Consider the following 10,932-nt stretch of genomic DNA (forward strand, 5'->3'; position numbering starts at 1 on the left):
TTTGTGGTTTTAGTTTTGTGGCGTTAGTAAGTAACATCCACTTCGTCGCTATAGCGATAAGTACGTATCAGTCGTAACTCCACAATATCACTCATCTCTTTGGTGAATTGTCCAAAAGGTGCTGCTTGCCGTACTGACTGTTTTGCGGCCTCATCCAGTATCGTCGAATTTGAGCTTTCTAGCAGACGAATGGCTTTAATATTGCCATTATTACTAATGATGACCATGAGCCGCACTTCACCAGTAATGCCTTGCGCCCGTGCTTGCACAGGATAATGCAGATTGCCGACACGCTCGACATGCTCACGAAAGGTATTGATATAGTCGGCTGCTGCCCCACGCGTGGTCGAGTTACTATCCATAGTGACCACTTTGGATTTGGTCGCATAGACTTGCTGGCGCTGAGACAATTGCGCTTCTAAAGTAGCGATTTGCTTACGCAGACGCGCTTCTTGTGCCATGATGTCATCTTGTGCTTGTTTGCTATCATTATCCGACTCTACGCTCGCCTGACGCCAGCTTAATGTGGTGCGCAGATAGCTCTCTTGGTAGCGCTGCTGTCGAACTTGGCGCTGTAGATTGATGACGTCTTGTGTCTCGCTCATTTGCTCAGCAGACAATGGACTCATTTGGTCATTCTCTTGTCTCAGCCGCTCCTCTATGGTACCGCCGCCTTCTTGTGAGGCGTTGGCAATAAAATGCGCGTCTTCGTTTGGCTTCATATTATCGGTGAGCGCCTTTGCCACATCCTGCATCATGGCCGCAGGGTCTTTACCCATCGAAAAGCTGATGCCAAAAATAATCAACACGTGTATGGCGACCGCAATGACAATCGCTACAGGTAAGCTCACATCACGCTTGGGAGGCTGCGCCGAAAAATGGTAGCTTTGTGAGTCTTTGATATAGGCCACAATGGGTCTCAGCTAATAGGTGGCGCGTATGCGTGTAGAGCATTCATTAATGAGCACTACAACGATATGCACGATGTATGTTGGCGCTATCATAACATGACGTAGAATTATGTCGCTAGCCTAACCGTCAATGTCAAAATTATGGTCCAGCCATTCGATGTTTATGACCTTTCATCCATTTAAGAAAAAAACAGGTCATCGAAAATGTTATAAAACCAATATCGTGTTTATAGTGTCAAATGAATTGTCATAAAACGCATGTGTCCATTTTGAAGCCACGGTATTTGTTATATACTGTTTTAAAACGCTGGTGCTAAGCCCTATAATTGTAAGGATAATAAGTTTGAGCGACTTTGATAACGTGAACAATTCAGACAATTTTGACGAGTTCTTTGAGAACACCGGCTATCGTTTTGATGAGTCACTTGGTAGTGGTTGGGAGCGTATCGCTCAATCGGTTAAAGACATCTATCATAAAACGACAGACAAACTCGAAGATGAGATCTCCTTACCAGTCGCGCAAAAATACGTCAACGAGGCGCTACAAAGCTTTGTAACGGATAATGTAAAAGCCATACTAGAGCTGCGCGTTGAGATGCATGATGATTGGTTTCGCTTATACTGCACGGTTGATGCTGGCGGCATTTATGCTGAAGTGGCCAGTAATTTTAGTTTGATCCATGTCCAACTCGATCGCAATGTCCAACGCTTTGTATTCGGTCAGCAGACGTATACCGATATATTAAATCTGCGCTGCGAGTCTTTTGTTAAGCGCCAAGGTGTCAAACTGGCTATTTGGTTTTATCATAGCGTCCTCAAAAAAGACCCATTGGGCTTTATTCTCTCCTACGTCAATATTGCTCGCCCAAAAGACGAAGTGATTTACCTCGATATTAACCGCTGGCTAAAAAACAACAAAAAGATTATGAGTACATTGTATAAAGTACAGATCAACTATGGAAAGCTTGAAGAAGAGCAAATGGTTTTGAAGGCGCAGATTAACTATCGTGATCTATTGGCCTCAAGCAATAACGAAGATATCATTAGCGACGATGATGAGCCGCAATTGATGCAAGGCCCCATCAATCCGATAGACGATGCCACCGAACCAAGCCAAGAATAACTATTCAAGATAAATCACTTCTCCATAAAAAACGCTGCATCTGTAAGGCTAATAACCTGTAAGATGCAGCGTTTTTTATGAATCAAGATAATCGTCAGCTGCCCCTACCAATAGTTCTCAACAGCGATATTACCCTCACCGCGTCGATTCATCACTAAGCCTAGTGTTTTGAGCGCTTCTTTGGTGTCATCCACCATATCTGGGTTACCGCATAGCATGACATGCGTCGTATCGACATCCAAATCAATACCCGCGCGCGCTTGCAATGTCCCTTCTAATAATAGCTTTGGCAGACGTTCTGACAATGCCCCGTCGACAGACTCTCGGGTGACGATAGGAATGAAGATCAGCTTTGCTGGATTATCCACCAAAGTGCCAAAGTCTTCTTGCAAGCGCTCGATTTGCTCAACGTAAGCAAGTTCATCGAGCGAACGTGCGCTATAAGCCAATACAATGTGCTCGTAATCTTCCCATGTCTTTAAATCTTGCAGCATTGACAAAAACGGTGCTAAACCAGTGCCTGTTGCCAGCAACCATAAGTCTTTTGGCAGTGGTTTTTGGTAACGTGCTAAAGTCAAAAACCCAAATGGCATGGTGTTGAGCAGCAGTTCATCACCCACTTGTAAATGCTGCAATTGCGAGGTAAATGCACCATCAGGAATCACGATAGAGAAAAACTCTATCACCTCATCGAATGGCGAAGACACAATCGAATACGCTCGAAAGATATCTTCATTCAATGCTTCATCAGAGGCTTCATCAGAGGCTTCATCAGAGGCTTCATCAGAGGCTTCATCACTTGCCTCAACCTGCTGGTAATATTTCAACTGGCTGGGATTGACACCCAAACGCACAAACTGTCCGGCGGTAAACTTAAAACTATCGGGACGGCTGACGGTAAAACTAAATAAATTGGGCGTCCATGTGGTTTTGCTGAGCACCGTGACCGTTTGGATATTATCACTCATAACTGTTCATCACTCATATTCTATTAAACTGTGTTTTTATAATATAACTTTGCCAAAGACAGAAAAGTAAGCAAAAAAAGATGCGCCAAGCTTATCATAAAGCAGGCGCATCTTGGTTTTTTAACCGTAACAACAGATAGATCGCAGCGACTTATCTGCCGTATTGACTCAGCGACATTACCAAATGCGAGCCAAACTTGCCCATTCGATCATACTGTTTGGCAAGATACCAAAGAATAGAATAATCGCTGTCACAGCAATGACCATAATACCACCGGTACGAATACCCCATTGTCCAGACACGTCAAACTCGATGAACTGCTTAGGACGTTTGAACAGTGTGAGTAACACGCGCAAGTAGTAGAATAGACCAATCGCACTACCTAGGATAATCATCGCCGCTAAGAACCAGTTGGTTCCTTGTACAGCAGCCAATATCGCAAATAGCTTGGTGATAAAACCGGCGGTCAATGGAATACCAGCCAATGATAACATCATGATAGTCATCACAGCCGTCAATACTGGACGACGCCAGAACAACCCCTGGTAATGAGTCAACTCATCGGCCTCGCCAGACAGGCGATATGGACTCGACATCAATGTCACCACACCGAAGGCACCGATAGATGTAAAAGCATATACCGCCATATACATACTAGAGATGCTATCAGCAGCAGCGCCAATACTGACGATAACGATCATCACATAACCCATATGGGCAATAGATGAATAACCCAATAGACGTTTTAGGCTGGTCTGACGCACAGCCAACAAGTTACCTACCAAGATAGACAAGGTTGCCATCACCATTAGTAGCATTTGCACCGATGGCAATGCCAATAAAGAGGTATCGATTAGGAATCGAACCGCCAGCGCCATCATGGCAACTTTTGAGACGGATGCCAAAAAGGTCGCGATAGGAACAGGCGCGCCTTCATAAACATCTGGCGTCCACATATGGAACGGTGCAGCCGAGAGTTTAAATGCAATACCAAACATCATCATCGCCGCACCCAATATCAGTAGTGGCGATTCAAACAAATTGCCTAGCACCATACTGATTGGCTTAAATGCTAGTGAGCCTACTTCTGCATAGATAAAGGCCATACCCATGAGCAAAGTCGCTGACGCTGTCGCCGACAATACCAAATACTTCAGCCCCGACTCAAGCGAGCGGTTGCGCATATAAGTGTAAGCGAGCAAACCATACAAGGGCACTGACAACATCTCTAGACTCATAAAGAACGACGCCATGTGCTGCGCGCTTACCATTAGTAATGCACCAATGGTCGATAGCAGCATGAGCAAGTATAGCTCTTCTTTATTGTCTTTGAGGTTGGCCAAATACGCATACGATAGCGTACAACAAGCCAGGGCGCAGATCAGGATCACCGCCATATTGAACTGAGCAAAGTTATCAACCACAAATAACTGCTCAGCATTTGGCGCGATAGCGCCACTCTCGATAAAGCCCGTCATTTGCCCAAGTAACGTAACCAGCGCAATATTCAAACCGACTACGGTGATTGTACCAGTGACCATATGCGAGCGCTTGATAGTGATGGCAATCATTACCACGAGTACCGTAATCACTACGGCGATAATCGGCGCGTAAGGCACAAGCCCTATCAAATCATTCATTGTAATCTCATTCATGACTTAACGTGCCTCCATTACATCAAGCAGTTGCGACGCATCTACCTGTGTCACTTGACTGTATATATATGCATTATTGATCCACTGCATCGCGTGACTTGAGGTATCAAGGAACGGCTGTGGATATAATCCGAGCCATACCAAACCAGCCGCTAACATCAATAGTAATGACAGCTCGCGCTTGCCCAAGTCTTTTAATCTACGCGCAGGCAAGCCATGTGACTTAGTCTCTCGCTCTGCCAATGCGGCAATATTATTTTCACCAAATAACGCGCGATGAATCAAAATGAGCGAGTATAGCCCTGCTAGTACCAAGCTGAATGTCGCAAATACTACAAACACAGGATACTGAGCAAAGGAGCCGAATAAAATCATAAACTCGCCAATGAAGTTACCTGTCCCTGGAATACCAAGCAATGCCGCACAGAAGAACATCAATATCGGCGCGTAGTAGCGGAACTGCCCCCACATACCACCCATCAAGGTCAAATCACGCGTATGCAGACGCTCGTACAACTGCCCTGCCATAATGAACAATGCCGCTGAGCTAAGCCCATGTGCGAGCATCTGGATCATCAAACCTTGCAAACTGAGTAACGTTCCTGCATAGATCGCCAGTACCACAAAGCCCATGTGCGAGATACTGGTATACGCAAGCAAACGCTTCATATCCGTTTGCATAAAGGCGAGCCACGCACCGTAAAAGATACCAATCGTACCTAAGGTTATCGCTATCGGCGCAAACTCTTGTGACGCTACTGGAAATAGCGGCAGAACAAAACGAATCAAACCGTAGGCAGCTGTCTTAATAAGTACCCCTGCCAAATCCACTGAACCTGCCGTTGGTGCCTGCGCATGCGCATCTGGCAACCAGCCGTGGAATGGAATAATTGGCAACTTCACCGCAAAACCAATAAAGAAGCACAGCATAATGGGATATTCCCAGCCGCCAAGTGACGTACCGAGCAAGTCATTGTAGTTAAAGCTCACTACCCCTGTTTGGGCGTAGCTGATAATGACCAATACCAAAATACCGATGAGCATGATAAGCCCAGACGCTTGGGTATAGATAAAGAACTTGGTGGCTGCGTATTCTTTGGTTTTGCCAACCACATCATGACCCCAAATGGCGATCAAGAAATAGATAGGAACCAGCATCATCTCCCAAAAGAAGAAGAATAAGAACAGATCAATCGCTAAGAAAACCCCGATGACACCGCCCAAACTCCATAGCAAGTTCAAATGGAAGAAACCAACGCGGCGCTGAATCTCATTCCACGAACAGGCAACAGCTGCCACACCAAGAAAGCCTGTTAAGGCTACCATCATCAGTGATAAACCATCTAGCGCCAAATGAAAACTAATACCAAAGCTCGGTATCCATGGCACACTAAATTCAGCGACCCAAGGCACCGCAGCATCTGGTGCAATAACCTGCTTACTCATGCCACTAAAATCGCCCTGCTGCCAAAGCACCAATGACAAAGCAAAGGTCAACATCATACCGATCAAGGCAATCCAGCGCGGCAGACGTTTATTAAATCGCTCTACCACCCAGCATAATAATCCTGCAATAAAAGGAATTGCAATTAATGCTGGTAGCATCCACGTTTGTTGTAACTCAATCATCTTATACCACCGTCATCATTACCAGCACTAGCAATACAGTCATACCCAAGCCAAAGCTTGTGGCATAACCTCGAAGTGACCCTGTTTGCGTCGCAGACAATACCTTATTACCTGCTGAGGCCAGCTTAGGCAAGATATACCACGTTTTATCGATAGGGTCGGCTTTTAATAAGCGGCCGATGAACAAAAAGGGTTTTACAAAAATTACATCATATAGTGCGTCGAAGCCTAGGCCATGGTAGCACCAGTGATATAGCGCCCCGCCAATACGAGAGCGCTTAAAGCTAGTGAGCATGCGACCTTTATTGACCACATATAGTAGTGCAGCTATTATCAAACCTGCTGCCATGGCACCCATCGCGATATACTCTGCGGTATGCTTAGCATGTGCTTGACCAGCAACTTCTAATAGATGGCCAACGCTCTCTGGCAATACACCCTCTAATGGTGGCGTAATCCAAGCACCAACGGCTGTAGATAGCACTAGCAACACGGTCAAAGGCAACCAATACGATACCCCTGATAGTTTATGCGCATGGGTCTTTTCTTCACCAAAAAATATGATCCAAATCATACGGAACGTATAAATCGCGGTTAAGAAAGCACCAAATACACCCATATAGAACAATACTAAGTGACCTGTTGCATAGGTTTCCCAAAGAATCGCTTCTTTAGAATAGAAACCAACGGTAACCCAAGGTATCGCAGCGAGTGCACCGCCACCGATGATATAGCACCAAAATACCAATGGTATCTTTTTGCGCAGACCACCCATCTTAAAGATATCTTGCTCGTGATGTACCGCAAGAATGACCGCCCCTGATGATAAGAATAATAATGCTTTAAAGAAAGCATGGGTCATCAAATGGAAGATCGCGCCTTGCCATGCACCCACGCCCAACGCCAAAAACATATAGCCAATCTGACTCATGGTTGAGTAAGCGAGGATACGTTTAATGTCCGTTTGTGCGAGTGCACAGAATCCAGCAACGACCAGCGTTAACGCCCCAACACCGCCTACCCAATACAATAGAATACCTGGTGTCAACTCAAACAATGGATGTAAACGGGCAATCAAATAAACGCCTGCCGTAACCATTGTCGCAGCGTGAATCAATGCCGATACTGGTGTTGGACCTGCCATCGCATCCGCAAGCCATGTGTGTAATGGCAGTTGCGCAGATTTACCCATCGCGCCGCCGACCAACATCATGGTGGTTAGCATCATTATTGGGTTATTGACATCAAACACTTCTGGCGCGCGCGTAATAATCTCTTGGATATTAAGCGTGCCGAATTCGCGGAATAATAAAAACAAACCAAAGGCTAAGAACACATCACCAACACGCGTGACGGTAAAAGCTTTCATCGCGGCACGGCCGTTGGCTCTGTCGTGGTAATAATAACCAATCAATAGGTACGAACAGATACCCACGCCTTCCCAACCGAGATATAGCAAGAACAAATCATCTGCGAGTACCAGTAACAACATACTGGCCACAAACAAATTCATATAGCTAAAGAAACGGGCAAAGCCAGTGTCGCCTTTCATGTACCAAGAGGCAAACAGATGAATCAAAAAGCCAATCCCAGTAATGATGCCTGTCATGGTCAATGCAAGACCATCAAAGCTCAAGCCAAAATGCGGCGCAAAGTCGCCAACTTGGAACCACGTCCACAGCGGAACTTCAATTACCGTTCCAGCTGGATTGGTGGTCAAAAAGGTATAGCTAACCACTAGCGTGCATAGTGCTGATAACAGCATGCTACCCACGCCAACAATCGCTGCGACCGTCTCTGATAATTTGTCGCGCATAAAGGCTAAAATCAAAAAGCCAATGAGCGGGAATATAAAGGTTAATGGTAATAAACTCATGACATCATCCTTTCATCTCATTGGCGCTATCGACATCGAGATGCCCACGCTGATGATAAAAACGCAATAATATTGCCAGACCAATTGACGCTTCAGCCGCAGCCAAGGTCAAGATAAAGATAAACATAATCTGTCCGTCTGGATCGACCCAGCGACTACCTGCTACTACAAATGCTAGTGCTGCCGCATTCATCATGATCTCAAGACTCATGAGCATAAATAGGAAGTTACGTCGTACCATGACGCCGCACAGACCGATAGCAAATAAAATACCTGCCAAAATCAGTCCATGGCTCATGGGTATCATACCCAGTACATTGTGCGCCTCAGCAACTGGCTGTACTAAGCCTGCCACCTCGTGGGCAAACGGCACGTTTGACACATCTTGTGCCACGCTTGCTGCTAGTACCATTAGTCTGCCTCCTTGCGCGTAACTTTGTTCGCACCTACTTGACTGCCTGCTTTCATGCCTACCTTCATACCAACATAGTCATGCGGGTCAACATCTTTATATTCGTAAGGCTTAGCCATTTCTACGCCATCATACTGTGTAAGCGTACTGTCATTGTCGTACTGCTTGATACTGCCTACGCTTGGCTTGAAGTTTTGGCTATCATTACCGATGACCTCATCGTCGACTGTCTCTTTACCTAAATGATAAGCGGCGACCAAGGCTGCGAGTAGTAATAACGCTGCAATTTCAACCAGCATGATATATTTAGTAAATAGTACTGTACCGACTGCTTTGGCAGAGATAGTCGTGCCACCCATCATGACCGCTTCATCATGATTAAGACCAATCATCGCGTATAGCACAACGGCAATGATTATCGTCAATCCTGTCGGTATCGCCCAAGTGCCGGCATCAAGCCAACGCTCTTCACGTTCGTCATTACTCATGCCCAAATTAAGCATCATAATAACGAAGACAAATAGCACCATAATGGCACCTGCATAAACAACAATCTCTAGCGCACCCGCAAACGGCGCACCTAATACAAAAAATATCCCAGCAATTGCCAGCAACGACACAATCATCGATAAGATAGCATGCACTGGATTGGCCTGAGTCACGACGCGCAGGCTGGCAAATATCGCCACTGCTGCAAGCGAATAAAACCCAGCCAGTTCAGGATGGTTTAAAATATTCATCATGGCAGCAAACTCCTTAGATCAATCGGTGCCGCTTCATTTTGCGCGGCGCCTTTTGGTTTGTCCGCTACCGCCATACCCGTCACACGATAATAGTTATAATCAGGGTATTTACCTGGTCCTGAAATGAGCAAATGCTCTTTTTCATAGACCAAATCTTGGCGCTTATATTCACCCAGCTCAAAATCTGGGGTCATTTGAATCGCTGTCGTTGGACAGGCTTCTTCACACAGTCCACAAAAGATACAGCGTGAGAAATTAATACGGAAAAACTCTGGATACCAGCGTCCATCTTCACGCTCGGCTTTTTGTAATGAGATACACCCTACCGGACATGCCACCGCACACAAGTTACAAGCGACGCAGCGCTCGTCTCCATCAGGATCACGTGTGAGGACAATACGTCCACGAAAACGCGGCGGTACAGGTACCGGCTCTTCAGGATAAAGGATGGTGTCACGCGGTCTAAGCGCATGACTATTGACCATCCACATGCTGCGGACAATGGTAAATATACCAATGACGGTCTTTTTTATGGTAGTAAACATGGGATTATTATCCTTATCAGCTTTACCCTAGTTCATCAGTGATGGCTACTAGTAATGACTATAACGTTGGAGAAAAGATCAAAATGACCGCAGCCGTAATCAACAGATTGATCAAGGTTACGGGCAGGCATACTTTCCAGCCAAAGTTCATCACCTGATCATAACGCGGACGCATGAGTGAGCCTCGAGCCAAAACAAACATAGTCATAAAGAACAGCGTTTTAATCATGAACCAAAAAGCTGGTGGAATAAATGGAATATCTAAATTGAACGGCGCAAGCCAACCGCCAAAAAACAAGCAAGTCATCAAGGCAGAAATCAAGACAACGTTGACATACTCACCAATAAAGAACATACCAAACTTCATGCCAGAATATTCGACATGATAACCTTCAGCCAGTTCTTGCTCTGCTTCTGGTTGGTCAAATGGATGCCTATGGGTGACAGCAACACCAGCCACTACAAAGGTCAAAAATCCAAAAAACTGCGGAATGATATACCAGCCGTCCGCTTGTGACTCAACAATGGCACGCAAGTTAAACGAGCCTGTTAATGCAACCACACCCATCAATGACAAGCCCAAAAACACTTCGTAACTGATCGTCTGTGCAGCAGAGCGTAAACCACCGAGTAGCGAGAACTTGTTGGCAGAGGCCCAACCGCCGAACATCACCGCATAGACAGCAATACCTGCCATGGCAAAGAAAAACAGAATACCAATATCCCAATCAACTACGCCAAGCGTTGGCGAGATAGGAATAATGGCAAATGAAGCCAAGGCAGTAAACATCGCGACCGCAGGTGCCAACGTGAACATAAACTTATCGGTAAAGTTTGGTGTCCAATCTTCTTTAAAGAAGATTTTGAGCATATCAGCGACTAACTGCAATGAACCAAAAGGCCCGACACGGTTTGGACCGTAACGATCTTGCCACAAGGCCAACATACGGCGCTCATAAATAATCATCATCGCCGCAACCAATACCACGACCAAAAAAATGACTAGCGATTGACCCACCAAAAATAGAATAGACCAAATATCAAAGCTCATGCTATTGGCCAAAAAGCT

Annotated in this window: 10 protein-coding genes; 1 reads left to right on the forward strand and 9 read right to left on the reverse strand. The window is 45.6% G+C overall.

Features of this window, described 5'->3' with window-relative positions:
* Positions 1–23: 23 nt before the first annotated feature.
* A complete protein-coding gene (locus I3255_RS14965; protein WP_238038527.1) occupies positions 24–911 on the reverse strand; it encodes an energy transducer TonB in 888 nt (295 codons plus the stop codon).
* A 343-nt stretch (positions 912–1,254) separates the two neighbouring features.
* Here I3255_RS14965 and I3255_RS08940 point away from each other — a divergent pair, with 343 nt between their 5' ends.
* Positions 1,255–2,034, forward strand: a complete 780-nt coding sequence (locus tag I3255_RS08940; protein ID WP_238038528.1) for a hypothetical protein — start codon at positions 1,255–1,257, stop codon at positions 2,032–2,034.
* A 104-nt stretch (positions 2,035–2,138) separates the two neighbouring features.
* Here the strand turns inward: I3255_RS08940 and I3255_RS08945 are convergent, their stop codons facing one another.
* The 8 genes from I3255_RS08945 to nuoH form a co-directional block, all read right to left on the reverse strand.
* Positions 2,139–3,002 (reverse strand): ferredoxin--NADP reductase, encoded by an 864-nt coding sequence (locus I3255_RS08945; RefSeq protein WP_238038529.1) that lies wholly within the window; start codon positions 3,000–3,002, stop codon positions 2,139–2,141.
* Positions 3,003–3,179: 177 nt separating this feature from the next.
* The gene (nuoN, locus tag I3255_RS08950; protein WP_238038530.1) at positions 3,180–4,658 is read right to left on the reverse strand and encodes an NADH-quinone oxidoreductase subunit NuoN; all 1,479 of its coding nucleotides are present in this window, start codon (positions 4,656–4,658) and stop codon (positions 3,180–3,182) included.
* Positions 4,659–4,661: 3 nt separating this feature from the next.
* A complete protein-coding gene (gene nuoM, locus I3255_RS08955; protein ID WP_238038531.1) occupies positions 4,662–6,287 on the reverse strand; it encodes an NADH-quinone oxidoreductase subunit M in 1,626 nt (541 codons plus the stop codon).
* Position 6,288: 1 nt separating this feature from the next.
* A complete protein-coding gene (gene nuoL, locus I3255_RS08960) occupies positions 6,289–8,163 on the reverse strand; it encodes an NADH-quinone oxidoreductase subunit L (protein WP_238038532.1) in 1,875 nt (624 codons plus the stop codon).
* 4 nt (positions 8,164–8,167) lie between these two features.
* Positions 8,168–8,476, reverse strand: coding sequence for an NADH-quinone oxidoreductase subunit NuoK (nuoK, locus tag I3255_RS08965; protein ID WP_025653102.1), 309 nt, complete (start codon positions 8,474–8,476; stop codon positions 8,168–8,170).
* Between the two features lie 98 nt (positions 8,477–8,574).
* Positions 8,575–9,318 (reverse strand): NADH-quinone oxidoreductase subunit J, encoded by a 744-nt coding sequence (gene nuoJ, locus I3255_RS08970; protein ID WP_238038533.1) that lies wholly within the window; start codon positions 9,316–9,318, stop codon positions 8,575–8,577.
* Positions 9,315–9,863 carry an NADH-quinone oxidoreductase subunit NuoI gene (gene nuoI / locus I3255_RS08975; RefSeq protein ID WP_110922265.1) on the reverse strand — a complete coding sequence of 183 codons (549 nt, stop codon included), beginning with the start codon at positions 9,861–9,863 and terminating at the stop codon, positions 9,315–9,317. The genes nuoJ and nuoI overlap by 4 nt, the downstream gene beginning before the upstream one ends.
* Before the next feature lie 58 nt (positions 9,864–9,921).
* Positions 9,922–10,914 (reverse strand): NADH-quinone oxidoreductase subunit NuoH, encoded by a 993-nt coding sequence (gene nuoH, locus I3255_RS08980; protein WP_238038563.1) that lies wholly within the window; start codon positions 10,912–10,914, stop codon positions 9,922–9,924.
* Positions 10,915–10,932 lie beyond the last annotated feature (18 nt).

The sequence above is a fragment of the Psychrobacter sp. Ps6 genome, from assembly GCF_022129235.1.
Classification (GTDB): domain Bacteria; phylum Pseudomonadota; class Gammaproteobacteria; order Pseudomonadales; family Moraxellaceae; genus Psychrobacter.